Source organism: Novosphingobium sp., assembly GCF_037133355.1.
Classification (GTDB): Bacteria; Pseudomonadota; Alphaproteobacteria; order Sphingomonadales; family Sphingomonadaceae; genus Novosphingobium.
In genome coordinates this window covers 108,975-133,492 of the sequence record NZ_JBAXOI010000011.1, presented here as the reverse complement: position 1 = coordinate 133,492, position 24,518 = coordinate 108,975, and the positions used below count along the sequence as shown (strand labels likewise).

The following is a 24,518-nucleotide window of genomic DNA, read 5'->3' as shown; positions in this document are numbered from 1 at the left end:
ATGAAATGAATTATTTCAGCCCTTGGCAATGCTTTGCAATTAATACCTTAGGCATCACCTGAATCCAATTTGCGCCATGGCGATGCAAATTCAGGCCAGTGCACCATGGCAATGCTTGTACTTCTGCCCCGAACCGCACGGGCACGGCGCATTCCGGCTGATGCCCATGCCGACATAGGGATCCACCGGCTCTTGCGCGCCTGATCCCAGGAGGGGCGGCGTGAACGTGCCGAACAGCTGTCCGGCCGGCACCACCCTTGCGTCGTCTTCACCGGTCAGCGGGTCGATGTGGCTGGTCAGGAAATCGGGCAGATCGGGCAGCTGGAAATCCTCCGGCGCGCCCATGCGGATCTCGCTGGTCATGAGGATGCGGGTCACGTCCTCCCGGATCGCCTCAAGCATCTTCTCGAACAGCCCGAAGGCTTCCTGCTTGTATTCGTTGATCGGCGTCTTTTGCGCATAGGCCCGCAGGAACACGACCTGGCGCAACGCGTCGAGCGTAGCAAGGTGCTCCTTCCAGTGGTGATCGAGCCGTTCGAGCAGCACCGACTTCTCGAGGTTGCGCCATGAGGACGGCTCGATCGTGGCGAGCTTCCCGGACATCTTATCCTCGGCCAGCGCGACAATCCGTTCCTCGATGACTTCAGGCTCCAGCCCGTCCTCATGCGTCCAGGCATCGAGTGGCAGCTCGAGCCCGAGCACTTCGCCCACGCGCGCGGCCAATGCAGGCACGTCCCACTGCTCGGGATAGGAGCCCGGCGGGCAGGCATCGCCGACAATCGCGTTGATGGTATCCTGCCGCATATCGAGGACCACGTCGTCCACCGCGTCGGCATCCATGATGTCGGCGCGCTGCTCGTAGATCACCTTGCGCTGGTCGTTCATCACGTTGTCGTATTCGACGACCTGCTTGCGCACGTCGTAGTTGCGCGCCTCGACCTTCTTCTGCGCGGTCTCGATCGCCTTCGACAGCCAGCGCGAGCCGATCGCCTCGCCATCGGCAAGGTTGGAATTCATCATCCGGGCAAACAGCGTGTCGGGCCCGAAGATGCGCAGGAGATCGTCCTCGAGGCAGAGATAGAACTTCGACAGACCCGGGTCGCCCTGACGGCCCGAGCGGCCGCGCAGCTGGTTATCGATGCGGCGGCTCTCGTGCCGCTCGGTGCCGATCACGCAGAGGCCTCCGGCAGCGAGCACCTTGGCCTTTTCCTCCGCGACTTCGGCCTTGATCCGGGCGATCCCGGCATCACGGTCCGGCCCCTCGGGCAAGTCGCGCAGCTCGTCCTCGATGCGGAACTCGACGTTGCCGCCGAGCTGGATATCGGTGCCGCGCCCGGCCATGTTGGTCGCGATCGTCACCGCGCCGAGCCTCCCGGCTTGCGCCACGATATGGGCTTCCATCTCGTGGAAGCGGGCGTTGAGCACGTTGTGCGCGACGCCTTCCTTGTTGAGGAATTCGGAGAGCAACTCCGACTTCTCGATCGACACCGTGCCCACCAGCACCGGCTGGCCGGTCTCATAGCGCAGACGGATCAGCTTCGCGATCGCCTGGAACTTGTCCTGCGTGTTCTTGTAGAATTCGTCTTCTTCGTCCTTGCGCTGCACCGGCACATTGGTCGGGATCGTTACGACGTTCATCTTGTAGATGTCGAAGAACTCGGACGCCTCGGTCGCGGCGGTGCCGGTCATGCCCGAAAGCTTGGGGTACATGCGGAAGAAGTTCTGGAAGGTGATCGAGGCCATCGTCTGGTTCTCGGGCTCGATCTGCACGCCCTCCTTGGCCTCCACCGCCTGGTGCAGCCCGTTCGACCAGCGCCGCCCGTCCATCATACGGCCGGTGAACTCGTCGATGATGATGATCTTGTCGTCCTTGACGATGTAGTCGATGTCACGCTTGAACATGACATTGGCTTTCAGCGCCTGGTCGAGATGGTGGACCACCATCGTGTTCTCGACGTCATAGAGGTTCGAGCCGACCAGCAGCCCATTCTCCTCGAGCTTGCGCTCGACCCATTCGACGCCGTCCTCGGTGAGCGAGATGTTCTTGGTCTTCTCGTCCGCCTCGTAGAGCTCCGGGCTGATCTGCTTCACCACCGCGTCGACCGAAACGTAGAGCTCGCTCTTGTCGTCGGTCGGGCCCGAAATGATCAGCGGGGTGCGCGCCTCGTCGATCAGGATCGAGTCCACCTCGTCCACAATCCCGAAGTTGAAGGGGCGGTGCACCATCTGCGAGCGCTCCTGCTTCATGTTGTCGCGCAGGTAGTCGAAGCCGAGCTCGTTGTTGGTGGCATACGTGATGTCGGCCTCGTAGGCTTGGCGCCGCTCATACTCGTTCATGTTGGGCACGATCACGCCCACGGTGAGGCCGAGGAACTTGTGGATCTGCCCCATCCATTCCGCGTCGCGGCGGGCGAGGTAGTCGTTCACCGTGACGACGTGGACGCCCTTGCCCTCGATCGCATTGAGGTAGGAAGCGAGCGTCGCCACAAGCGTCTTGCCCTCGCCAGTGCGCATTTCCGCGATCTCGCCGCGGTGGAGCACAATGCCGCCAATCATCTGCACATCGAAGTGGCGCATGCCGAGCACGCGGCGCGAGGCCTCGCGGCAGGTGGCGAAGGCTTCGGGCAGGATATCATCCAGCGTCTTGCCCACCTCGAGCTGGGCGCGCAGTTTGGCCGTCTGCCCGCGCAGATCCTCGTCGCTGAGCGCCTGCATTTCGGGCTCATAAGCCGCGATGGCGCGCACGATCTTGTCGAGCGATTTGACGTAGCGGTCGTTGGACGAACCGAAGATGGCCTTGGCGATAGAGCCGAACATGGCGGGATTCCTGTTGTGAGACGAAGTGCGCGGGATGGGCCGCGACGATCAGGCGATCACGCACTGCGGCGGATCGAGGTAATGCGGCAGGCCTGCGGGCTATTCGCGCGGGCGGTCCGAAATGCTGATGCTGATGGTGCGGACCGGAGCAGGCGCGGGCAGCGTTTGCGCGCGAACGCGCCCGATCTTGCCGTCCGGGCGCTGCGCCTTGACGAAGCCTTGGTCCTCTGCGCGCTCCTGGCTTGCGACAAGCACAGCAGCCGACGCCGCGCCCACAACTTCCGCGTGGGCGGAAGACGCGGACACCTCGGTCAGCGAAAGGCCCGAAAGCAGGGCAAGAAGGACGAGCAGAAGCCGCATCATCGGCGCAGATAAGAGCAATTGCTGCGAAGGTCTACCTCCGCACCGCAGTTTTATTGCACAGGCGGCAAGTCTTCTATCTCCACGATGGTGCGAACCCGCACGCGCCGCGTGATCGGCTTTCCATCCTTGTCCTGCGGAACGATGAACTGTGCCTTGGGATCGCAGTCGTCCTTTGGGAGCTGAGGTACTTTGCCGGTCACCTTCTCGATCATGCAATCCCGCATTCTGCCGTCGGTTCCGACCACAAAGGTCCGTACAATCTCCGCGGGGCCGATCTCTTCGGGCCCTCCCTCCGGAATAGTCCAGCGCACCGTGCTGCGATAACGGCCTTGAACCGGTCGTCCCTGCGGATCGGTGGCTGGATGGAACCGGGCCCGCTCCATGAGAAGTTTGCAAGTCTGGGTATCGAGTGCTTCCGAATAGCTCGAAGTCTCGACTGTGCAGGATGTAGGCACGCCGTCGGGACCAACGCCGAGCACAAATCCAACGCGGCCTTCTATCTCATCGCGCAGGGCCACCATGGGATAGTCGTCTTCGGCCACCCAATCGCCCGGACTGCCAACCGGAGTTGGTCCGCGAGACGATGGCAGTGCCGGAGGAGGTGGCGGCGGCGGCGCGAATACCGGCCGCGTCTTGTAGTCGGGGGGCGCATCGGCCGCAGGCGCCGCCGCCAGGGCGAGAAAAAAGACAAAGCTACCGTTTGGCATGGCCGGAGTATCGGGAGCCGATCGCGGTCTGTAAACCGCCAATCACAACCGAACCGGCATCGCTCGGCGGTGATTGAAGCGCGCCACCCGCCGCGCTAGGGCGGCGCTCATGACCGAAGCTCGCTCCCCCCTCGCCCTGCCCTTCCCCGCGCTGCCCGCCATTGCCGGCGCAACGCCGCGCATCGCCCGCGCGGGCTACAAGAACTGGGGCCGATGCGACCTGACTTATGTGGAACTCGCTGAAGGCACGGCGGTGGCAGGCGTATTCACGCGCAATGTTTGCTGCTCTTCCGAGGTCGAGCTTGGCCGCCAGAACGTGGTTCAGGGCCATGCCCGCGCGCTCGTCGTCAATGCCGGCAACTCCAACGCCTTCACCGGCTACCGTGGGCGCGAGGCAGTCGAGGCGATCATGGAGCAGGTCGCCGGGCACCTTGGCTGCGTGCGTGAGGAAGTCTTCGTTTCCTCCACCGGCGTGATCGGCGTGCCGCTGCCCAAGGACAAGGCCCGCGCCGGGATCGAAGCGGCTCTGACGGCAGAACCCTGCTCATGGGAGGAAGCCGCCAACACAATCGGAACCACCGACACATTCGCCAAGGGCGCCACCGCCAGCGCGGTGGTCGGCGGGGTCAAGGTACAGCTGAGCGCCATCATCAAGGGCTCCGGCATGATCGCGCCCGATATGGCCACGATGCTCGGCTACATCTTCACCGACGCGGCCGTCGATCCGGCTTTCCTGCAGGCTTGCCTCTCAGAGGCGAACACCCGGACCTTCTCGTGCATCACGGTCGACAGCGACACCTCGACCAGCGACACTGTTCTGGCATTTGCTACCGGCAAGGCGGGCAATGATCCGCTGGTCTCGGCAGACAGCCCCGGCGCCGATGCCTTTGCCGCCGCGCTGCACGACGTCTGCCGGAGCCTCGCCCACCTCGTCGTGCGCGATGGCGAAGGAGCGCAAAAGTTCATTGCGGTCACCGTCTCGGGCGCAGTGAGCGACGAGAGCGCCCGCCGCGTCGGCCTTGCCATCGCCAATTCGCCGCTGGTGAAGACCGCCATCGCCGGTGAGGACGCCAACTGGGGCCGCGTCGTCATGGCCGTCGGCAAGGCGGGCGAACCGGCTGACCGCGATCGCCTTTCCATCGGCTTCGGCGGCGTGTGGGCCGCGCGCGAGGGCCAGCCCTTGGCCGACTACGACGAGGCACCGGTCGCCGCGCATCTCAAGGGGCAGGAAATCACCATCGAGGTCGATCTTGGCATGGGTGACGGAAGCGCGACCGTCTGGACCTGCGATCTCACCCACGGTTACATCGCAATCAACGCCGACTATCGCAGCTGAGCCGCCCCATGATCACCATCTGGGGCCGCCTCAATTCGCACAACGTCAAGAAGATCGCCTGGGCGGCCATCGCGATGGGACTGGAACATCGCCGGATCGACATGGGCGGCGCGTTCGGGTTCACGCCGGAATACCTTGCGCTCAATCCCAATCGCATGATCCCGGCGATCGAGGATGGTGACGTCATCCTGTGGGAATCGAACGCGATCCTGCGCTATCTTGCCGACGCCCGCGCCCCGGCATTCCGCAGCGACGATCCGGCCGAGCGCGCACGGGGTGACAAGTGGATGGACTGGCAGTTCCACTTCGCCGACGCGCAGCGCGATGCCTTCCTCGGCTGCGTGCGCGAAGGCAAGGACGCAAGCGATCCTCAAGTGGCCCGCTCGGCCCAGGCCGCCGGCACCATGATGGCCCTGCTTGATGCCGAACTCGCCGAGCGGACCTGGCTTTCGGGCAAGCGCTTCGGGATCGCCGATATTCCGATGGGCGTCTATGCGCACACGTTCTACACGCTGCCGATCGCGCGGCCGGACCTGCCGCACCTCGCCGCATGGTATGCCTGCCTCCGGCACCAGCCAGGATATGCCGAAACCGTGATGATCCCGCTCACATGACCGCGCTCGATACCGCCATCGTCGCGCTCATGCGCCGCGTTTCCGCCGAGGTCATCCTCCCGCGCTACCAGACCCTTGCTGCGCATGAGGTGATCGCGAAGGCCGCCAACGATATGGTGACTATCGCCGATACCGAGGCCGAGGCGATGCTGGCTGAGGGACTTGCGGCGATCCTCCCCGAAGCCGCGATTGTCGGCGAGGAGGCGGTGCATGCCGATCCCGCGCTGGCCTCACGGCTCGACACCGGCCTGTGCTGGATCATCGATCCGATCGACGGCACCAACAACTTCGCCGCCGGCAAGCCACCCTTCGGCATCATCCTCGCGCTGAGCGACGGAGGCGAAACGCAAAGCGGCTGGATCTACGATCCGCTGCAGGACCGGCTGTGCACCGCGCACAAGGGCCGGGGCGCGTTCGTGGGCGGCGAGCGCGTCACCGCCCGCCCCACCGGCGAGACCCCGCCCATCGCCGCGATCAGCACCGTGTTCCTCGATCCGGCCCAGCGCGCCGCAGTACAGGCCCGCATCGCGCCCTACTATACACTGGTGGATATCCCGCGCTGCGCAGCGGAACAGTATCCGCGACTCGTGCTCGGGGTGAACGATATCTCGGTATTTGAACGCACCTTGCCGTGGGACCATGCGGCAGGGGTGCTTTTCGTCAACGAGGCGGGCGGCAAGGCCGCGCGGCCCGACGGCTCGTCCTACCGCACCGACCAGCACGGGCAAAAAGGCCTCTTTGCAGCCTCTTCACCCGCACTGTTCGAGGAATTTGTGAAGCGCAGCAGCGCCGCCAATTAGGCGGTTACTGCGCCGGATCGCGCACCTTGAACGGATCGGTCGGCGTCGGCTGGCTCGGCAGCACGGCGCGCGGCAGTTCCTTGTCACTGTTGGCAGCCTGCCACAGCATCCCCGCCATGATCACCGCCGCCTGCCGCATATCATCGGCGCGCATGTGATCCACGGTGTCGAGGCTGGAGTGGTGGACGCGGGTGTCATAGTCGAGCGGGTCCTGGATGAACTGGTATCCGGGCAGCCCGATGGCCTGCATGAACACGTGGTCCGTCCCCCCGGTCTTGCTCACCACCAGCTTGTCCGCGCCCAGCATGTCGAACGGCGAGAGCCATTCCTTGAGCAGCTTTTCCGCACCGAGATTGCCCTCGGAGTAGATGCCCCGGAACCGGCCCGAACCGTTGTCCATATTGAAATAGGCCTTGAGCTGGCTGTATTCGGGCTTGGGCGTGATCGGGAAGGCATTGCGCCAGGCGGCATAGGAATCGATCCCCTTGAGCGCGGGATCGACCGGACGGCTGGCGAGATGCTGCTCGATATAGGCCCGGCTGCCGAGCAGGCCCTGCTCCTCGCCGCTCCACAGCACGAAGCGGATCGTGCGCTTGGGCTTGATGCCCAGCTTGGCGATCAGCCGCGCCGCCTCGATCACCGTCACGCTGCCCGCGCCGTTGTCGTTCGCACCGTCGCCCGCGATCCAGCTGTCAAAATGTGCGCCGGCCATGACATAGCCCGCCTTGGGATCGCTGCCCGGGATCTCCGCGATCACGTTCTCCGCACGCAGGTTGCTGTCATCATAGCGCGCAGCGACGGTGATCGCGATTTCCGGGGCCGGCCCGGTCTTGGCGAGGCGCACAAGACGGCGGTAGTCTTCCTGCGCCATATCGACAGCCGGAACGGCGAGCGTCTCGCCCGGCTGGAAGTCATAGCCTTCGCCGTGCACCAGCTTGCCATCGCGGTAGGTCATCTTGACCATGGCAAGCGCGCCCTCGGCCTTTAGGAAGGCGGCGAGCCTGCCCTGAAAGCGGCGGTTGCGCACCTGCAGCGCTGCGGCATCGGGATCGAACACCGGCTTGGTATACGTGTCGAGCGCGGCAATATCGGCATCGGTGTAGCGCTGGAAGACCGGCTCCTTGCTCTCGCTGGTCTGGCCGGGGAGCGAGACGAGCACGATCTTGCCCGCGAGCTTGCCCTTCCACTCGGCAAAGTGTTCCTCACGCGACATCGGCGCGATGACCACGGGCGCGCGCAAGGTGCCCGAAGTCGGCGGCGACCAGGCCACGGGAAGTGCCGTCAACGCGAGCGGCCGGGGCGAGACCATTGCCACCGAATAGCTGTCGAGGTTCCAGCCCAGCCCGAAGTCGAACGGCTCGACGTGAATATTGACGAGGCCCTGCTTCTTCAGCTGGTCCATCGCCCAGCTTTCGGCCTTGCGGTGGTTTTCCGAATTGGTGAGGCGCGGCCCGATGCGGTCCATCAGCGCCGAAGCAGTGATCATCGCCTCGCTGCGGTTCATGCCCTCATCGATGATCCGCGCAATCGCGGCACTGTCGCCCTCGGGCGCTGCCAATCCGGGAGCCGAAGCACCAAGGGCAAAGAGGCTCGCCGCGCAGGCAAGGGCGAACCGGTGGGCAATCGGGCTGGGCATAAGGGTCGGGCTCCGGAAGCTGGGATGCAAGGTCAGTCTTGCATCCCGCTCCGGACTTGCCAACCGGCAATCAGCTATTTGTCACAGAACGCTCTCGAGCCAACCCTTGAGCTGGCTCTTGGGCGCAGCGCCCAGCTTCTGCGCAACGGCCTTGCCGTCCTTGAACAGGACGAGAAGCGGGATCGACTGCACGCCGATTTCGCCGGGCACGGTGGTGTTCTCCATGATGTCCATCTTCACGATGGAAACCTTGTCAGCGAGTTCGTCGGCAATCTCCTCCAGCGCGGGAGCGATCATCTTGCAGGGGCCGCACCAGTCGGCCCAGAAATCGACGAGCACAGGCTTGTCGGCGCCGAGCACATCGGAGGCGAAGCTGGAATCAGTAACGGCTTTGGTGGCCATGGCAGGGTAACTCCTCGGGTTTGGTCCGGTATGTAAGCCCTCTTGCGGGCGGCGCAAGGAATCAGGGCGCAAAGCTTTCCTGCGCGGCCTGAAGGGTTGGCTTGTGGCTCTCGATCACCGCTTTGGGGATCACGATCAACTGCGGGGTGTGGGTATAGAGCAAGGCCGCCTCCACCCGGCGGCCGGGATAGATCGCCTCCAGCGCCGCAACATAAGCCGCCATCTGGCGAAGGCTGGCAAGCGGCACCGCATCCACACTTCGCGGCGGGCGCCGGTCGGTCTTGAAATCGACCACGCGGACCCGCGCCTCGTCCAGCAGCAGCCGGTCGAGCGTGCCGCTGATGACCCGCTCGCCCACCACCGCCGCGATCGGCACTTCGGCCAGCGAGCCGGGCCCGAAGACTTCGGCCCAGGCGGGGTCCGCCAGCACGCGCAGCGCCGCTTCGGCCATCGCGTCGCGCTCATCCTCCGGCATGTCAGCCGCCATGCGCGCGAGCCAGCTTGCCGCCGCCGCACCCCGCTCGCCGGGTGCGAGTTCGGGCAGGCGCTCGATCAGCTTGTGCAAAAGGCTGCCGCGCCGCGCCGCAAGGCGCGCAGCGGGGCCAGGGCGCGAGGGGGGATCCGGGGTGTCGTCGGTCTCACCCAAACCCGAAGGCGCCAAGGGGCGCGGCGGGCGCGGTTCGGCAGGGAGCGGCGCGCTGAGCCAATCGGGCAGATCACGGCGCGAAGAAGCAGACGGCGGCGGGGCATCGGCCACCTTGGCAGGCAGCGGCCCCAACCCGCCAAGCTGGCGCATGCCGTCCCAGATCGTGTCCTCTCGCCACCCGCTGTCCTCATCGCCGAACAACGGCGAAAGCTGCGCGTACCAGCTGTCCTCGGGCGGCTCTTTGGCCCGGCTGCCCAGCGCGCCGCCGATGAACAGCGCCTCTTCCGCGCGTGTCATCGCCACATAGAGCAGCCGCCAATGTTCGGCACGCTCGGCCTCGGCCGCGCGCTCGGCCGCCTCGCGCACCGGCCCGGCGCGTTCGGCCTTGCGCAGCGGTGGCAGCGGCACCTTGCGACGTTCCTCCAGCACCTCTTCCACCAGCGTCAGATCGCGCAGTGGAGAAGCGTCGGGATCGGCAGCGGCATCAGCGAGGATCACGATCGGCGCCTCCAGCCCCTTCGAGCCGTGCACCGTCATCACCCGCACCAGATCGGCCTTTTGCCCTGCCTCGCGCTTCAGTTCCCCCTCGCCTGCATCGAACCACTGCAGAAAGCCGACAAGGCTGGGTGTCTGGCCCGAGGCATAAGCCATGGCGGCATTGATCAGCTCGTCGATCGGGTCATTCGCCTCGGCCCCCAGACGCGCGACCAACTTGCGCCGCGCTTGCCAGGGGCCGACCAGCAACCAGTGGATCAGCTGTGCAGGCGTGCCGTAGTCGGCCTTGGCCAGCAGCGTGCGCAGCTGCTCCATCGCGGGATATGTTGCGGGGCCCTCGGTGCTGCGCAGATGGTCCCACAACGCCGCACCCTTTGGCCGGTAGCCGTGATCGAGCAGCATCTCCTGCGTCCAGCCCACCAGCGGGGAGACCAGCAGCGCAGCGAGATTGAGATCGTCAAGCGGCTGCGCGCAAAACCGCAGTGCCGCGACAAGGTCCTTGACCGCAAGCGGCGCGCCGAGCCTGAGCCGGTCCACGCCCGCGACCGGCACGCCCTGCGCATGAAGCCGCGCCACGATCAGCCCGGCCAGCGCCTTGCGCGAGCGGACCAGCACCATGATGTCGCCCGGTGTCGCCCGGCGCGGCCCGCCTTTGTGGAGCGGAAAGCCCGCATCGAGCCACTGGCGCACCTGCCGCGCGATGTTGTCGGCCATGATCCGGTCGGGACGCGAGAGCCAGGACTCGGCGCCCTCTTCGCCCGCCTCCTCGACCTCTCCTTCCGCCTCGCCCTCCGCAGCGCCGCCCACCGTCCGCCACTGCACGACCATGCCGGGACGCGCTTCATCTCCCCGGTGCGGCTCGGGCGCTTCGGGCAGGCCGAAACGTTCTGGACCAATTGCCGCAATCGCGCGGTCGACAAAGGCGAGGACCGAAGCGGCAGTTCGGTAGGAGCGCCCAAGCCCCAGCGGCAGCAACGCCCTGGCCGGATCGTCAGTCACCTCGGCGAGCATTGCAAGTTCGCGCCGCACCCGCTCGCGCGCGGCGGCGAAGTTCTCGGGGCTCGTGCCTTGAAAGCCGAAAATCGCCTGCTTGTAGTCGCCCACCACGAAGAGCGTGCGGGTGGCATCGCCGCGCTGCCCCTCGCCGCTGAAGAAATCGGCAATCAGCCCATCGAGCACAATGCGCCACTGCGCGGCATTGGTATCCTGCGCCTCGTCCACCAGAATATGATCGAAGCGCCGGTCGAGCTTGTAGCGGATCCATTCGGCCGGCGCGCGTTTCGTCAAAAGATCGGCGGCGGCGCGGATCTGGTCATCGAAATCGATGAACCCCTCGCGAGCCTTCGCTTCGGCCCAGGCAAGGGCAAAGCACCGCCCCAGCGTAAGCGCGGGATCGAGCCGGGCGGCGAGCTCGATCAGCGCGCGTTGATCGGTCACGCGGGACAGACTCTCGATCACCCGCGCCTGATACTCGGCATAGGCCGGCTCATGCTTGAGGAGATAGCGCGGCGATTTCGCTTCGCCCTTGGCTGTCAGGAACTGTTCCGCAAAACCATCAAGCCCCGCAACGCGCGCCTGTGGGTTCGCTTCCAGCCAATCCTGCATGACCGATGCGGCATCGAGCCCGGTACGCGTCCCCCAGCGCAGATTGGCCTGCATGCAAACCTGAACCGACCTCACATCGAAGGCCTCGTCGCGCACCAGATCGACCAGCCCGGCACCGTCCTCCTCCGCATCGAGCCCGAGGAGCCGGTTGATCCGCGGGCGCAGCGGGGGCTGCCATGCGCCAGGCCCATCCCACAGATCATGCGCCCCCGCACAGCGCAGCAGGAAGGCAGGCACCGCATCCTCGCCCATCCGCAGGCTAAGGTCTTCGAGTGCGGTGAACAGCGCATCGTCGCCTTGCGCCTCAGCCGTGATCAGCAGCTCGGCCAGCACCTCGCGCAGCAGAAGATCGCGGTCGCGGTCCTCCATCGCACGCGTCCCGGGCATGAGCCCAGCTTCGGCGGGGAATGCGCCCAGCAGCCACTGCGAAAAGGCGTGGATGGTCTCGATCCGGAGCCCGCCGCCGGGGCAATCAAGCACGGCGGCAAACAGGCTGCGCGCGCGTTCCACCACCGCTGGTCCGAAGGGTGCGCCGATGGCCTTGAGGTCGATGGCGAGCTGATCGTCGGGCAGGCGCACCCAGCGCGCGAGCACCTCGTTGACGCGGGTCGCCATTTCGGCAGCGCCCGCCTTGGTGAAGGTAAGGCACAGGATCTGGTCAGGCGTAACGCCGTCCTGGAGCAGCAGGCGCAGCACGCGCGCAGAGAGGACCTGCGTCTTGCCCGTGCCTGCCGATGCCGAGAGCCAGACCGTGCGGTCCGGCTGCACGGCAAGGCGCTGGTTGTCCTGCAGCGGATAGACTTTGCTCATGCGCCGCTTCCCCGACCGGCCTTGCCCCGGCCCTGCCATTCCTCGAGCCGCATCAGCTGATCATAATCGGTATAGCCCGGCAGATCGGGATTGGGCCTTGCGGTGAAGGCTTCGTTTCCAAGGATCCACCTGGCGATGGCCTCCATCAGAAAGTCCAGCGTCGTCTCGACAAATTCGTCGCGCGGCAAGCCGGTCTTCTTGCGGTTACCCTCGAGCACCGGCTCTTCCATGTAGCCAAACGTGTCCTTACCCTGCTTCTTCTGGAGCGCCCAGTATTCAAAGCCGTTCGCCAGCCCATCGATCCCGGCAAACCCGCCCCGTTCGGCAATCAGCGCGATGAGGCCGAGCTGCAATGCATAGCCTTCCTGCACCATCCGCCTCGAAGGCGGCTTGCCGGTCTTGTAATCGACCACAGCCAGCGTGCCGTTGGCGCAGCGGTCGATCCGGTCGGCGCGGCCATGGAGGCGCACGCCGGCAATGTCGATGGCTCCATCGGCCTCCCATGCGATGGGCACCCGGCCCGCAACGGCCAACTCGGCATTGTGGCCCTCGACCCATTCGAGCGCGGCCATCAGCCTTGGCCGCCACAGCCCGCGCATGAAGGGATGCGCGCTCATCGCCGCGAGGGTGCGCTCGGCCAGCGGCAGCAGTTCGCCCCGCCGGCTGCCCGCATCGTGCCATTGCTTGAGCACATCGTGGACCACAATCCCGCGCCAGGCCGGCGTCGCATCGGCATCGAGCGGATCGAGCGCACGCAAACGCAGTATCTCGCGCGCATAGAACTGATAGGGATCGCCGCGCAGCCGGTCGAGCGCGGTTGCGGAAATGCCAACCCTGCGCTGCTCCGCACTTGGCATCGGCGCGGGCTGCGGACATGGCGGCGCAGGCTCGGCCCAGTCAAGCGCGCGGGCCACGCGCACCGCTTCCTCCTCGTGCTCAAGCTCGCGCCCCAGCATGGCACGGATGCGCAGGAGAAAGCGCGATGGGATCACCGGCCCCGCCGCATCGCGTAGCGCATGGCTCAGCACCACTTCGGGTGCACCCAGCGCGGCGGCAAGATCGTGGGCGGCAAGGCCGATGCGGAAGTCCGCCCCCGGAATGCCGAGCGCGCGCAGCACCGGTGGTGCAAGGAGCGGATCGGGCGCGGGTGCCGGCGGCCAGCGGCCCTCGGTCATACCTGCGCAGATCACAAGGTCGGCGCGGCTCATGCGCGCTTCAAGCAGACCGTAGATGGCAAGACGCGGATGGCTGCCATAGGGCGGGCGCACCGCGATCTCACCCATCGCGTCGGTAAGCAGCGCTGGCAGATCGGCGGGATCGACCGGCAGATCGGCAACTTCGGCTGCACCGCGCCACTGTTCGACAAAGGACGCGAGCGCGCGCCCGTCGGCCCCGCCCCAACGCTCGGGTCCGCACAGCGCCTCGGCCACTTCGGCAAGCTGGTCGAGCGCAGCGCCGAGCGACATGTGCGCATCGGCCGCCATGATGGGGGTAAGCAGATCTGCCGCCTCGTCCCACCACGCGACGAGGCCGGGGGCGGTCTTCTCCCGCGCTGCCGCCGCACCGCGCACCGCCGCAAGGCCCGGCCCCGGACGCGGCCCGCGCAGCGCCAGATCGAGCTGGCGCACCCGCTCGAGCCAGACCGCGCGCCCCTCGCCCTTGCGCACCAGCGGATGGCCGAGCAGCGCGAGAAGCGGCACCGGCGCCGCCGCGCCGGCGGCCATTTCGGCGAGTTGGAGCAGCAGCCGCCCTGCCGGAGTCTGCGGCAATGGGCGGCCGGCGGTATCATCGGCGGCGATATCCCAGCGCCCCAGATGCGCGACCAGTCTCTGCGCCAGATCGCGGTCGGGCGTGATCACCGCGACGCGCCGTTCCGGTACCGCCAACGCCTGCCGCACCAGCACGGCGAGCGCCTGAGCTTCCTCCTCGGGGTTTGCGGTTTCCATGACCCGCACGCCCGACAGTCGCCGCTGGTCGGCCGGGAGCTGCGCCCAGACTGTGCTCGCCTCGGGCGGCAGGAACAGGTTGGATATGGCGCGGCTGCGCGCGGGCGGCGCGGCGGCAGGACCGGAGCGGTGCCAGGCCTGAACCTCGCCGCGCGCGACCCCCATGCGCGCGAGCAGCAGCTTGAGGTGATACTGCGGATGCGTCACCACATCGCCGCGCCCGAAGATTGGCGCCTCCGGGCTCGCACCATTTCCCGCGACGCCCAGTGCGTCCCAAACCGCATCAGGCAGCGCGAGATCGAGGTCGGGCAGGATCACCGCACCTTGCGGCAAATCCGCCACAACGCGAAGCAACCGCGCGACGGCAGGCGCTGCCGACGTCACCCCCGCCGCCACAACGGGATAGGCAGGCGGATCGGCCCGCCAGCGCTGCGCAACATGGGCCAGCAATCGGTTGCGCCGCACCGGCGCGTCGATCTCGCCCCGCTCCCCGCAACGATCCCGCCACCGGGCGAGAACACGCGCGAACTGGGCAGTGCCACGCTGCCAGTGCTCGGCCAGATCGCCGACCAGCCCGATCACCTGCGGATCAAGCAACGCCTCGAGTTCGACGTCCTCCACAGCGAGCCGGTCCATCGCCTGTGCAAGGCCCCTCGCCTGGCGCAGCAGCCCGGCTGCCGAGGCAGTGCGCGTATCGGGATCGGCGCGCAGCATCGCCGCGATCGCGAGCAGCCGCGCCACCGGATCGGCGGCCGGGGGAACCAGCGCGCCGCTGCCGAGCGGATCGAGCAGCGGCCCCAGCGTCTCGTCAAGATCGAGATCGCCCACCACCGCCATGCGCGGCAGAAGCAGCCCGCGCTGGCCTTCACCGCCGCCATCGCCGCTTGCCCGAACGAACGCCTCGGTCACCGTTCGAACCGCGCGGCGGCTCGGCAGCAGCAGTGTCAGTCGGGCCAGGCCGAAGCTTTCCTCGTGATAACGCGGGACGAGCCCCGCCACCAGCGCATCGGCAAACCCGCGATGCGCGGCGATGGAATAGACTTCAGGCTTGCGGTCAGCCACGTCGCAAGGCGGCTTCGGTCGGCGCAATCATCTGCGGCGCGCCCACTTCAAACCACAACCCGCTGTGCGAGATGCCATAGAGCCGGCCCTCCTCGATCGCGCGGTCCCAAAGCACTCCGGTCGAGAACGCCCCCGAAGGCGCATCGCGCAGCAGTCGGTGCGAGACGATCTGGATGCCGGTATAGATGAACGGCGCGACGCGGCCCGTCTTGCGCCGACTGATCCGCCCGAGCGGATCGAGATGGAAATCCCCGCGCCCGGTATAGTTGTACGTGCGCGCATGGCAGACCAACAGCAGCAGCGCATCCATCTGTGCCGGATCCCAGGCATCGCTCAGAGCGGCAAAGACATTATGCGGCCCGTCCAGCCAGACATTGTCGCTGTTGAGGCAGAAAAACGGATCGGCGTCGATCAGCGGCAGCGCCTTGACCATGCCGCCACCGGTTTCGAGCAAAGCCTCGCGCTCGTCCGAGATGGCGATTGCCGGGGCGTTGCGCTGCGCCAGATGCGCCTCGATCTGCCCGGGCAAGTAATGCACATTGACCACCGCGCGCGAAACGCCGGCCTCGACCAGCTTGTCGAGGCTGTGATCAATCAGCGGCCGTCCGTCCACGCGCACCAGCGGCTTGGGCCGGGTCGCGGTGAGCGGGCGCATGCGCTTCCCGATGCCGGCGGCGAGCACCATCGCGACATCGCTGGCGAGGGGCGCGTGGCGCGCGCTCATACCGCGAAAGTCCCGCCCAGCCGGCCGGTCGGATCACGCAAGGCCGCCGGCACATGGGCATCGAACCAGCGCGCCACCGGCGCCAGCGCGGGATGTGCCAGATCGCGTTCGAGCAACGCCCAGACGCGCGGGATGTAATCCAGGTAGCGCGGCTTGCCGTCGCGCTGCCAAAGCCGCACGAATATCCCGATGATCTTGGCGTTGCGCTGTGCACCGAGGCGAGCATAGTCTTCGGCGAAATGCGGCCCGGCGCCGCTCTGCGTGATGTAATGCTCAAGCATGGCGCGCTCGGTCACCGGATCGACATCGCGCCGCGCATCCTGCAGCAGCGAGACGAGATCGTAGGCGGGATGCCCGACCAGCGCGTCCTGGAAATCCAGCAGCCCCTGTCGGTCGAGCCCGCCATCAAGCATGATGTTTTCGGCATGATAGTCGCGCAGCACCGTTACCCCCGGGCGCTGGCGCGCCAGCAGCGGGCCGAGCACTTCCTCCCAGGCCTCGGTCCAGCTCTTGAGATCGACGTAGAGCCCCTGCACCGGGCAGAACCAGTCGATGAACAGCCGCGCTTCGCGCTGATATTCGGCCAGCGAGTATTGCGTGAACGGCCCCGGCGGCAGCTGGTGCAGCTGAATCAGCGCATCGACGGCATGGGCATAGACCTCGCGCTCATCCTGCGGCCAGGCATCGAGGTATTCGCGCATGCGCACCTCGCCAAAGTCCTGCAGCAACACCAGCCCGGCGCCCGTGTCCTCGGCAAGGATCTGCGGCGCGCGCAAGCCGTTGGCATCAAGCCAGCGCGCCGCGCGCAGGAACGGCTCGGGGTCTTCGCCCGGCGGCGGCGCGTGCATCAGCATCGCGGTGCCGTTTTCGCGCCGCAGGCGGAAATAGCGCCGGGCCGAGGCATCACCCGGAATCGGCTCGATCGCGGCGCCAGCCCAGCCGGCATCGGCAAGGAACGGCGGTGCGGCATCAGGGAAGGTCATTTCCATCCCCTGCGCTCTACCCAATCGGGACCCGCCTCGACAATGGCGACGCGCTCATTTTCAAGGATTTCGAACCGGATCGAAAGACAGCCCGGCTCATGCGCGAAACCGCCGGCGTGTTCGGGCCATTCCGCGATCAACACAGAGTCGGCGCGGTAGTCGTCGAGCCCCAGTTCGGCGACTTCTTCCGGGTCCTCAAGCCGATAGAAATCGGCATGGACCACGCGCAGGCGAAGCGCGGGCGGATCATAGACCTCGATTATCGCAAAACTCGGGCTCGGCACTTCACCACCATACCCGAGCGCAGCGATAACCGCGCGGGCAAGCGTGGTCTTGCCCGCACCAAGCCCGCCGCTCAGCGCGAGGACATCACCTGGATGGAGCAGGCCCGCGATGCGCCGGCCCAGCGCCTCGGTCGCCGCAAGATCGGGCAGCGGCACAATCATGGCAACAGTACCATCGCACTCGTCCCCTCACCCTTCTCCGAAACCAGTTCGAAAGTGCCGCCGTGCGCCGCGACCAGCTGGCGCACCAGTGGCAGGCCGACCCCGCCGCGCCGATCGACCGAACGACCATCGGCGCTGATTTTCAGCCCCTCGAGCGCGCGCGCAAGCTGGGCCGGATCCATGCCGCAGCCATTGTCGGAGACGACCACCTGCAAGAGCCCGCGGGCGTCCTTGCCGCCCTTGCTCGCCTTGCGGCGCGAGGCTTCGACGAGGATGCGGCCGCCCTTCGGCGTTGCGGCGATGGCATTGTCGACAAGTTGCCCGAACAACCGCCGCAGTCGCCGCCGGTCGCCGGTCGCGTTGCCAATGGCATTGCTGCCGCGCAAGTCGAGCGTGATTCCCGCCTCGGTGAGCCGCTCGGCCCGCTCGCGAACGACTTCGCCCAGCAGGGGGAAGAGCTCGACCGGCTCGGCCGCGAGCGGCAAAGTGCCGGCCTCGCTCTGCGAGAGGTCCAGCACGTTTTCGATCTGCTCGCCGAGCCGCTCGACCGAAGTCAGGATCGCGGCGACATAGTCCTGCGCCTGCGGGGTCAATTCCCCGGCCATGCCGCTTTGCAGCAGTTCGGCAAAGCCGCCGATGGACGTCAGCGGGGTGCGGAACTCGTAGCTCATGTTGGCAAGGAAGCGTGTCTTGACCGCATCGGCCTCGACCAACGCGGCGTTGCGCTCGCGCAGCGCGGCTTCGGCCTTTTCGGAATCCGTGATGTCCAGCACGGTGAGCAGGCCGTTGCCATCGGGCAGCGGCACCCCGGCAATGGCGAAGCAGCGCCCGTCGGCGAGCACGATCCGCCCGCTCTGCTGCTTGCGCTCGAGCGAGGCGGACTGGATCACCTGGCCGATCGTGCTGATCTGCGCGGGGCGCTTGAGCAGCTTCGCTATCCGGTTCAACAGGGCATCGGCACGAGGATGAGTGGCAAGGAACTCCTCCTCCAGCCCCAGTTCGCTCGCAAAGCGCCGGTTCCACAGCTGGAGCCGGCCATCGGGCCCGAACACCGCAAGCGATTCGAACAGGTTGTCGAACGTTGCGGTACGCGTGCGCAGCAGCGTGTCGCGCGTCGCGGAAAGCTGGAGCTGCTCGGTACGGTCCTCGAAGATCATCAGCAGGCCGCCATCGGGCATCGGCTGGCCGATCACGCGCAAGTGCGTCCCGTCGCCGAGGTGCCAAGGTTCCTCGCGCGGCTCACGCGCCAGGAACCAGCCCTGCCGCTCGCGCCGCCATTCGGGAAAATCGCGCACCTCGGGCAGGCGCGCGCTGTCGCGCATGCGGTCGAGCACGCGGTCAAACGGAGGCGTATCGACCACCCAGGCCTGCGGCACACCGAAGATGCGCAGGAACGGCTGGTTGGCAAAGACCAGATTGCGCTTCTCGTCGAACTGCGCGATTCCGGCCGAAAGCGTATCGAGCATCTCGCGCTGCGCTTCGCGGAAGCGGCGGAACTGGCGCTGCAGCTCCTCCATCTCCTCGGTATCGACCGCATAGCCTGCCACGCCGTCCTCGCCCAGCGGCAGGTCCGACACGCGGATCGAGCGGCGTTGCCCGCCGATCGTGGCGGAGACCACGCGTTCCATCGCGATACGGCGGGCAAAGACCTGCTGCGCAACCTTCGCGGCGCTCACGCCCTCGACCGGCTCGACTAGTTCGGTGCCGGAGGCGACCACCTCGCCAGCACTTCCTGCCCCCACCGCCTTGACATAGGCGCTGTTGACCAGACGCAGCGCCATGTCAGGCCCGCGGAACCACATCGGCAGAGGCGCGGCCTCGATCAGCCCCGCCAGCGCCGCAAAATCGGCGCGCGCCGAGGCCGCTTCTCCGCGCAGGCGGCGCAGTTCGGCCAGGCTCTCGGTAAAGTCGAAGAACCACACCAGCGCTGCCCCGCCGGGCGAAACTTGCGGGTCGGCAAGATACCCGCGGGCGGCAAGGCTGCGCCGCCCGCCCCGCGGGGTAAGCGCCAGCTCAAACGGTGCGCCGGTCTTCTGCGCCTTGCGCACCGCATCGCTGAGCTGCGAGATCTGCACTTCGTCGAGCCCGGCCTCGCCGGCATCGAGTTCGCTGAGATAGCCCGGCATGCCATCAAGCCCGAACCAGCCCGCCAGCCGCGACGGACCTTCGATTCGCCCGTCTGCCCGCACCAGCAAGGGCAGCGCGGGCGCTTCCTCGATCATGCGCGAAAGCCGCCGGGCGAGGCGCTGGGTGGCCTCCGCGCGGGACAGCCGCCCCCGCGCGGCAAGCACCGCCCAGGCCGCCGCCAGCGTCCACGCGGCCAGGACCAGCGCGATCAGAACGAGGGCAAACTGCGGAACTACCATCGCTTGCTTGGCTAGGGTGCGGCGCGGCAAATTACAATGTCGGGCCTGGCACAAGCTGTGGGAGGCCCGTCACGAAGAAGGCCCGCGCTTTCGCGCGGGCCTTCCGAAGCGTTCGAGCGTCGCTTGCCGCGCGGCTCAGTAGCGGTAGTGGTCCGGCTTGAACGGGCCCGCCTCGGGCACGCCGATGTAAGACGCCTGCTTGGACGAAAGCTTGGACAGTTGCACGCCAAGCTTGGCCAGGTGCAGCGCCGCGACCTTTTCGTCGAGGTGCTTGGGCAGAACGTAGACCTCGTTCTTGTACTGCTCGGGATTGGTGAACAGCTCGATCTGCGCCAGAGTCTGGTTGGTGAAGCTCGCGCTCATCACGAAGCTGGGGTGGCCGGTGGCGCAGCCCAGGTTCACGAGGCGGCCCTTGGCCAGGATGATGATCTGCTTTCCGTCCGGGAATTCCACCAGGTCGGTGCCCGGCTTCACTTCGGTCCACTTGTAGTTGTCGAGCGCCGAGATCTGGATCTCGCTGTCGAAGTGGCCGATGTTGCACACGATCGACATGGGCTTCATCGCCTTCATGTGGTCGGCGGTGATCACGTCCTCGTTGCCGGTGGCGGTCACGAAGATGTCGCAGCGCTTGACGGCTTCGTCCATCGTCACGACTTCATAGCCTTCCATCGCCGCCTGCAGCGCGCAGATCGGGTCGATCTCGGTGACCATGACGCGCGCGCCGCCCTGGCGCAGCGACGCTGCCGAACCCTTGCCGACATCGCCGAAACCGGCCACGCAGGCGACCTTGCCGGCGAGCATCACGTCGGTGGCGCGGCGGATCGCGTCGACCAGCGATTCCTTGCAGCCATAAAGGTTGTCGAACTTCGACTTGGTCACCGAGTCGTTCACGTTGATCGCGGGGAACGGCAGCTTGCCGTCCTTGGCGATCTGATAGAGCCGGTGGACACCCGTGGTGGTCTCTTCCGAGACGCCCTTGATGGCCTTGACCGTGTCGGTGAGGTAGCCGGGCTTCGCCTTGAGGAACGCATTGAGCGCGCGGACGAACTCGATCTCTTCGGCATTGCTCGGCTCGAACAGCGTCTCGCCCGCTTCCACGCGCGCGCCCCACAGCGCGAACATCGTGGCGTCGCCGCCATCGTCGAGGATCATGTTGGCAGTCTGGCCCGGGGTTTCGGCGTCCCAGGTGAATATCGAGCCGACATAATCCCAGTATTCCGCAAGGCTTTCACCCTTGATCGCGAACACCGGAACGCCCGAAGCCGCGATCGCGGCAGCAGCGTGATCCTGCGTCGAGAAGATGTTGCAGGTCGCCCAGCGCACATCGGCGCCGAGCGCGGTCAGCGTCTCGATCAGCACCGCGGTCTGGATCGTCATGTGAAGCGACCCGGTGATGCGCGCGCCCTTCAGGGGCTGCGAGGCGCCAAATTCCTCACGCAGCGCCATAAGGCCGGGCATTTCCGTTTCAGCGATCCGGATTTCGGCGCGCCCGAAATCGGCGAGGCCGATATCGGCGATTACATAGTCCTTCCGGGCGTCAAGCACGCTGGCCACGAGGCATTCTCCAAGATTGCAGTCAAACGACAAAAAGCCCGCCGGGAGGGTGGGCCTTGCTAACACCCCCTTAGCGGGCCTCGCGGCCTTAGGCAAATACTATATAAAGATGTCTTTATATCCCTTTCGGACAGATGCCTCCTTGGGACAGTCCCGCTGCGCCTATGGCAATTTGCGCGCGGGGGGCATGGCCGCAACCGCAACCTGGACCGGGCATCGTTCGAGCGCGACATCCTCGCCCACCAGCAAATCGCCCGCCCGTGGCAGCGCCTCGTCGCCGCTTTCGGCCAGTGCGGCGGCGATCTGGCCAAGATCGGCGCAGCCATAGTCGGCGCGATCGCCATAGCGGTTGGCCATGCGCACGCTCGCCTCGTCAAGCGCCTCGAGCGCACCGATCGGTCCCAACCGGCCGCGCATCTCGGCAAGAATCATCTGATTGACCCGGCCAAGCTGCGGTCGGTGCCGCAGCAGAAAGCGGTCATAGGCCGCGCGGTAGTCCTGCGCGGTGCCGCGGCAGCGCAGCGAACCCACCATGAGCATGACATCGAGCTGGCGCATGCGCGCGGCCCGCACAAGCTCGGCCGACCAGCAGGCCGGCGCCGCCAAGGCTGGCGCTGCAAGGCCGATCACCAGCGCCCCCGCAGCGATTGCCGCGCACGCCTTTTGCACCACAGAGCGAACGCGCATATCCCGATTCTCCCCTCGCAGCCTCCCAGGCTCGAAGGGGCAGTTTGCGGGGCCGGACTTACTCCTTCTTCAAGACACGCGGTGAAGCGGACTTAACCATCTGCCAGCGGTTGCGCTGTCACACACCGCCCCTATATCGGCCTATGCGCATCAACGCACAGATCAACAGAAAGAGGATCCTTGCCCATGACGATTGCGGTTGGAGACAAGCTGCCCGATGTGAAGCTGGTGAAAGCCACGGCCGACGGGATCGATGCGGTTCAGTCGGGCGAATACTTCGCCGGCAAGCGCGTCGCGCTGTTCTCGGTGCCGGGCGCCTTTACCCCCACCTGCTCGGCCAAGCACCTGCCGGGCTTCGTGGAAAAGGCCGCCGAAATCCGCGCCAAGGGCGTGGACGAAATCGCCTGCACGGCGGTCAACGATCCCTTCGTGATGAAGGCCTGGGGCGCCGCTGCCGGTTCGGCCGACGTCACCATGCTGGCTGATGGCAACGGCGATTTTGCCAAGGCGCTCGGCCTCACCATGGACGGCACCGGCTTTGGCCTCGGCATTCGCGGCCAGCGTTTTGCCATGGTGATCAACGACGGTACGGTCGAGCAGCTTCATGTCGAGGCCCCGGGCGACTTCAATGTCTCCTCGGCCGAGTATGTGCTCGAGCACCTTTGACGTAATAAATCGTAATACTCATGCCGCAGCGCAGCGCATACAGCGCGGCACTGCGGCATGGATTACCCCCGAAGTGCAGCCAATGCATGCTTGACGACTGTCAGAATTCCGCCATCCTGCTCCTCGCTGCACCGCACAATGGGGTCATGTGATGGACGGTATTCGAGTCGGGAAGCGCGTTGTCGGAACCCAGTCGCCGGTGACGATTGGCTGGGAAAACATTCCCAAGGTTGAGGGCGGCCTCCTCAAGCGCCTGTTTTTCACCTGGTTCCAGCCAGCGGTGCTCTTCGGACTCGTCGCCTTCTGGTACTACGCGCCGAATTCCATCGCCAAGGCCTCCACCGCGATCGGGATCGGCATCGGCTTCCGGGTGATCCTGCAAATCCTCGAGTTGACGAACCCTCGCCACCAGTCGTGGCAGATCACCTGGAAGGAACTGGCGACTGACCTGTTCTACGTCGGCCTCGCCGGAACTTTGCTGAATCTTGCGGAAAACTACATCGGAAGCGATGTCGCGATCGAAGCGATCCAGGGCAGCCTGCACCTCGAAAAGTTCGCGTGGTTCACCGGCCTGCCGCTGCTCGTCCAGGCGTTCCTGATCATCTTCATCTTCGATTTCGTGCAGTACTGGATGCACCGCGGGATGCACAACTGGTACCCGCTGTGGCTGCCCCATTCGGTGCACCACTACATTACACAGCTCAACGTCCACAAAGGCGCGGTCGGCAATCCGGTAGAACTGTTCCTGATCGGCCTCGGCATCGGCGGCCTGTTCGATTTCCTGCCGCGCGCATTCCTGCTGGCTGGCGCGATCGGCATGTCGGTTGGCGCCTACCAGCACATCAACGTGCGCTTCAACAGCCCCCGCTGGTGGCGCTGGACGTTCAACACCACCGAACATCACAGCCTGCACCATTCTCAGGACTTTGAATCAACGCGCAGCAATTACGCCAACACCTTGATCTTCATCGACCGGATGTTCGGCACCTGCATCGATGGCGAGGCTGAACTGCTCGGCATGGAAGGCGGTCGCCGCATGTCGATCCGCGAGCAGATGCTCTATCCCTTCACTGAAGGCTGGAAGGCATACAAGGAGCGCGCCACCCGCGCGCCGCTCTTTGCACGCGCTAATTCCTCATCAGCGGTACCGGCGGAATAAGCGTGTCGAGCCTGAGCGCGGCGATGGCCACCCCTGCTGAGAAGGTCTCGCCGCTACGCCTGATGGACTGGATCTGGCGCTTGCGTGGCGAGGTCCCCCTGCCGGCCGGACAGACCGCCGACGAAGCCCTCGGCAAACTCGAACCGCTTTTCGCGCATCCCGGCACCACCCATGCGCGCATGGGCGACCTGATTGCGGTCACCAAGAAGGACCAGCTTGCGCAGGACCCGCTCTCGGTGGTCGATTCGGGTGTGCTTCACATCGTGCCCGCCGGTGAGGGCGCGGTTCTGCGCTACAACCTGATGAGCCGCGCGCTGCTGTGGTGCTTCCTCGCCCCGCTGCTGTTCCTTGGCGTCGCGCAACTGACCATCGCGCTCGGCAAGCTCGAAAAGCCGCCGACGGAGGAAAAATCAAAGAAGGACGACAAGAAGAAGGACAAGAAGTCCGAGATCCAGCTCAGTCCAGTCGATAAGTTCCTCGGCGCCCCCGCGCCCGAGAAGCCCAAGGACGAGAAGGACAAGGACAAGAAGAAAAAGGCCGAAGAGGAGGCGCCCGAGGGCTTTTCGCCCACACCGGCCTATGTCTTTGCCGGCATTTTCGCGGCGCTCTATATTCTGGGCCGCATCCTAGAAGCAATCCTGATCCGGCGGCTGTTTCAGCGAACGCTGGCGTGAACGCCGGGGGCGCCGCGTGC

19 protein-coding genes are annotated in these 24,518 nt (G+C 66.1%); 6 read left to right on the top strand and 13 right to left on the bottom strand.

Annotated elements, in window-relative coordinates:
* Positions 1-90: 90 nt before the first annotated feature.
* The 3 genes from secA to WCL10_RS12640 form a co-directional block, all read right to left on the bottom strand.
* Positions 91-2,817: a preprotein translocase subunit SecA gene (gene secA, locus WCL10_RS12650; RefSeq protein ID WP_336896008.1), complete on the bottom strand. Its 2,727-nt coding sequence runs from the start codon at positions 2,815-2,817 to the stop codon at positions 91-93.
* A gap of 99 nt (positions 2,818-2,916) precedes the next feature.
* Entirely contained in the window at positions 2,917-3,180 is a 264-nt protein-coding gene (locus WCL10_RS12645) for a hypothetical protein (RefSeq protein WP_336896007.1), read from the bottom strand.
* A gap of 50 nt (positions 3,181-3,230) precedes the next feature.
* The gene (locus WCL10_RS12640; RefSeq protein ID WP_336896006.1) at positions 3,231-3,722 is read right to left on the bottom strand and encodes an energy transducer TonB; all 492 of its coding nucleotides are present in this window, start codon (positions 3,720-3,722) and stop codon (positions 3,231-3,233) included.
* Positions 3,723-3,996: 274 nt separating this feature from the next.
* Between WCL10_RS12640 and argJ the strand changes: the two genes are divergently transcribed.
* The 3 genes from argJ to WCL10_RS12625 are packed head-to-tail and all read left to right on the top strand — an operon-like array spanning position 3,997 to position 6,637.
* Complete coding sequence (gene argJ, locus WCL10_RS12635; RefSeq protein WP_336896005.1) at positions 3,997-5,223, top strand: bifunctional glutamate N-acetyltransferase/amino-acid acetyltransferase ArgJ; 1,227 nt, start codon at positions 3,997-3,999, stop codon at positions 5,221-5,223.
* 8 nt (positions 5,224-5,231) lie between these two features.
* Entirely contained in the window at positions 5,232-5,837 is a 606-nt protein-coding gene (locus tag WCL10_RS12630) for a glutathione S-transferase (protein ID WP_336896004.1), read from the top strand.
* Positions 5,834-6,637, top strand: a complete 804-nt coding sequence (locus tag WCL10_RS12625; protein ID WP_336896003.1) for an inositol monophosphatase family protein — start codon at positions 5,834-5,836, stop codon at positions 6,635-6,637. Before WCL10_RS12630 ends, WCL10_RS12625 begins: the two co-directional genes overlap by 4 nt.
* 4 nt (positions 6,638-6,641) lie before the next feature.
* On the opposite strand, the gene WCL10_RS12620 is transcribed toward WCL10_RS12625, so the two are convergent.
* The 10 genes from WCL10_RS12620 to WCL10_RS12575 form a co-directional block, all read right to left on the bottom strand.
* Complete coding sequence (locus tag WCL10_RS12620) at positions 6,642-8,273, bottom strand: M20/M25/M40 family metallo-hydrolase (protein ID WP_336896002.1); 1,632 nt, start codon at positions 8,271-8,273, stop codon at positions 6,642-6,644.
* An 81-nt stretch (positions 8,274-8,354) separates the two neighbouring features.
* Positions 8,355-8,675 (bottom strand): thioredoxin, encoded by a 321-nt coding sequence (gene trxA, locus WCL10_RS12615; protein ID WP_336896001.1) that lies wholly within the window; start codon positions 8,673-8,675, stop codon positions 8,355-8,357.
* Positions 8,676-8,736: 61 nt separating this feature from the next.
* Entirely contained in the window at positions 8,737-12,231 is a 3,495-nt protein-coding gene (gene addA / locus WCL10_RS12610) for a double-strand break repair helicase AddA (protein WP_336896000.1), read from the bottom strand.
* Positions 12,228-15,239, bottom strand: coding sequence for a double-strand break repair protein AddB (gene addB, locus WCL10_RS12605; RefSeq protein ID WP_336895999.1), 3,012 nt, complete (start codon positions 15,237-15,239; stop codon positions 12,228-12,230). The genes addA and addB overlap by 4 nt, the downstream gene beginning before the upstream one ends.
* Positions 15,232-15,963 (bottom strand): nucleotidyltransferase family protein, encoded by a 732-nt coding sequence (locus WCL10_RS12600; RefSeq protein WP_336895998.1) that lies wholly within the window; start codon positions 15,961-15,963, stop codon positions 15,232-15,234. The genes addB and WCL10_RS12600 overlap by 8 nt, the downstream gene beginning before the upstream one ends.
* On the bottom strand, positions 15,960-16,952 hold the full coding sequence (locus tag WCL10_RS12595) for a phosphotransferase (protein ID WP_336895997.1): 993 nt from the start codon (positions 16,950-16,952) through the stop codon (positions 15,960-15,962). Before WCL10_RS12595 ends, WCL10_RS12600 begins: the two co-directional genes overlap by 4 nt.
* On the bottom strand, positions 16,943-17,392 hold the full coding sequence (tsaE, locus tag WCL10_RS12590; protein WP_336895996.1) for a tRNA (adenosine(37)-N6)-threonylcarbamoyltransferase complex ATPase subunit type 1 TsaE: 450 nt from the start codon (positions 17,390-17,392) through the stop codon (positions 16,943-16,945). The genes WCL10_RS12595 and tsaE overlap by 10 nt, the downstream gene beginning before the upstream one ends.
* A complete protein-coding gene (locus tag WCL10_RS12585; RefSeq protein WP_336895995.1) occupies positions 17,389-19,758 on the bottom strand; it encodes a PAS-domain containing protein in 2,370 nt (789 codons plus the stop codon). The genes tsaE and WCL10_RS12585 overlap by 4 nt, the downstream gene beginning before the upstream one ends.
* A 135-nt stretch (positions 19,759-19,893) precedes the next feature.
* Positions 19,894-21,312, bottom strand: coding sequence for an adenosylhomocysteinase (gene ahcY, locus WCL10_RS12580; protein WP_336895994.1), 1,419 nt, complete (start codon positions 21,310-21,312; stop codon positions 19,894-19,896).
* Between the two features lie 162 nt (positions 21,313-21,474).
* Positions 21,475-21,999 (bottom strand): hypothetical protein, encoded by a 525-nt coding sequence (locus WCL10_RS12575; RefSeq protein WP_336895993.1) that lies wholly within the window; start codon positions 21,997-21,999, stop codon positions 21,475-21,477.
* A 186-nt stretch (positions 22,000-22,185) separates the two neighbouring features.
* Between WCL10_RS12575 and WCL10_RS12570 the strand changes: the two genes are divergently transcribed.
* From WCL10_RS12570 to WCL10_RS12560, 3 genes are all read left to right on the top strand, one after another.
* On the top strand, positions 22,186-22,665 hold the full coding sequence (locus WCL10_RS12570; RefSeq protein ID WP_336895992.1) for a peroxiredoxin: 480 nt from the start codon (positions 22,186-22,188) through the stop codon (positions 22,663-22,665).
* 151 nt (positions 22,666-22,816) lie between these two features.
* Complete coding sequence (locus WCL10_RS12565; protein WP_336895991.1) at positions 22,817-23,824, top strand: sterol desaturase family protein; 1,008 nt, start codon at positions 22,817-22,819, stop codon at positions 23,822-23,824.
* Between the two features lie 23 nt (positions 23,825-23,847).
* Positions 23,848-24,498, top strand: a complete 651-nt coding sequence (locus tag WCL10_RS12560; RefSeq protein WP_336895990.1) for a hypothetical protein — start codon at positions 23,848-23,850, stop codon at positions 24,496-24,498.
* The last annotated feature ends 20 nt before the right edge of the window (positions 24,499-24,518 follow it).

Coding starts and splice junctions, on each gene's coding strand:
- WCL10_RS12595 (WP_336895997.1), bottom strand. CDS start 16,952: ATGGAAATGACCTTCCCTGATGCCGCACCGCCGTTCCTTGCCGATGCC.
- trxA (WP_336896001.1), bottom strand. CDS start 8,675: ATGGCCACCAAAGCCGTTACTGATTCCAGCTTCGCCTCCGATGTGCTC.
- WCL10_RS12570 (WP_336895992.1), top strand. CDS start 22,186: ATGACGATTGCGGTTGGAGACAAGCTGCCCGATGTGAAGCTGGTGAAA.
- WCL10_RS12565 (WP_336895991.1), top strand. CDS start 22,817: ATGGACGGTATTCGAGTCGGGAAGCGCGTTGTCGGAACCCAGTCGCCG.
- WCL10_RS12645 (WP_336896007.1), bottom strand. CDS start 3,180: ATGATGCGGCTTCTGCTCGTCCTTCTTGCCCTGCTTTCGGGCCTTTCG.
- WCL10_RS12630 (WP_336896004.1), top strand. CDS start 5,232: ATGATCACCATCTGGGGCCGCCTCAATTCGCACAACGTCAAGAAGATC.
- WCL10_RS12600 (WP_336895998.1), bottom strand. CDS start 15,963: ATGAGCGCGCGCCACGCGCCCCTCGCCAGCGATGTCGCGATGGTGCTC.
- WCL10_RS12625 (WP_336896003.1), top strand. CDS start 5,834: ATGACCGCGCTCGATACCGCCATCGTCGCGCTCATGCGCCGCGTTTCC.
- secA (WP_336896008.1), bottom strand. CDS start 2,817: ATGTTCGGCTCTATCGCCAAGGCCATCTTCGGTTCGTCCAACGACCGC.
- WCL10_RS12620 (WP_336896002.1), bottom strand. CDS start 8,273: ATGCCCAGCCCGATTGCCCACCGGTTCGCCCTTGCCTGCGCGGCGAGC.
- WCL10_RS12560 (WP_336895990.1), top strand. CDS start 23,848: ATGGCCACCCCTGCTGAGAAGGTCTCGCCGCTACGCCTGATGGACTGG.
- argJ (WP_336896005.1), top strand. CDS start 3,997: ATGACCGAAGCTCGCTCCCCCCTCGCCCTGCCCTTCCCCGCGCTGCCC.
- WCL10_RS12575 (WP_336895993.1), bottom strand. CDS start 21,999: ATGCGCGTTCGCTCTGTGGTGCAAAAGGCGTGCGCGGCAATCGCTGCG.
- WCL10_RS12585 (WP_336895995.1), bottom strand. CDS start 19,758: ATGGTAGTTCCGCAGTTTGCCCTCGTTCTGATCGCGCTGGTCCTGGCC.
- addA (WP_336896000.1), bottom strand. CDS start 12,231: ATGAGCAAAGTCTATCCGCTGCAGGACAACCAGCGCCTTGCCGTGCAG.
- tsaE (WP_336895996.1), bottom strand. CDS start 17,392: ATGATTGTGCCGCTGCCCGATCTTGCGGCGACCGAGGCGCTGGGCCGG.